The following is a 908-nucleotide window of genomic DNA, read 5'->3' as shown; positions in this document are numbered from 1 at the left end:
ATCAAGGATGACGTGCCCGAGGCCACCGACGACGCGGCCGAGACCGACGAGAACGTGGCGATCACCGTCAACGTGCTGGACGGCAGTGCGGGCGGTACCGACGTGGCCGGTGCCGATGGTCCGGTGACCCTGACCAACGCCGCGCTGCAGGATCCGAGCCAGGGCAGCGTGAGCTTCAATGGTGACGGCAGCGTGACCTTTACCCCGGCGACGGGCTTTGAAGGCGACGTGCTGATTGACTACACCATCACCGATGCCGACGGGGATACCGCGAACGCGACCCTGACCATCACCGTGGACGCTACCCCGGTGGTAGAGGTGAATCCCGAGTCGCCCAATGCGTCTGGCAATAACGAGGTGGACGAAGCCGGTCTGGACGACGGCGGCAGCCAGGCTGCCACCGACCTGGAGACCACCAGCGGCACCATCGCCATCGATACCGGCTCCGACAGCGTGGGCTCGGTGGTGATCAGTGGCGTGGACGTGACCAATGGCGGCACCGTGCAGGGCACCTACGGCACCCTGGTCGTCAGCGTGGTGAACGGGGACTACAGCTACACCTACACCCTGGACGACAACACCACCGACCATAGCAGCCAGGGCACCGGCAGCGACGGCATCCAGGACGTGTTCAGCCTGGTGGTGACCGACTCCGACGGCGACGTCAGCGATCCCGCAGCCCTGACCATCGACATCAAGGATGACGTGCCCGAGGCCACCGACGACGCGGCCGAGACCGACGAGAACGTGGCGATCACCGTCAACGTGCTGGACGGCAGTGCGGGCGGTACCGACGTGGCCGGTGCCGATGGTCCGGTGACCCTGACCAACGCCGCGCTGCAGGATCCGAGCCAGGGCAGCGTGAGCTTCAATGGTGACGGCAGCGTGACCTTTACCCCGGCGACGGG

The 908-nt window shown here is 66.5% G+C and carries 1 protein-coding gene; it reads left to right on the top strand.

Annotated features, from left to right (window positions below):
• The coding region (locus KUV72_RS19700; protein WP_222239517.1) for an Ig-like domain-containing protein at positions 1-908 on the top strand (908 nt) is incomplete at both ends.

Source organism: Halomonas sp. DP4Y7-1, assembly GCF_019800705.1.
In the GTDB taxonomy this organism is placed as follows: domain Bacteria; phylum Pseudomonadota; class Gammaproteobacteria; order Pseudomonadales; family Halomonadaceae; genus Halomonas; species Halomonas litopenaei_A.
This window is presented reverse-complemented; position numbering and strand designations above follow the sequence as displayed.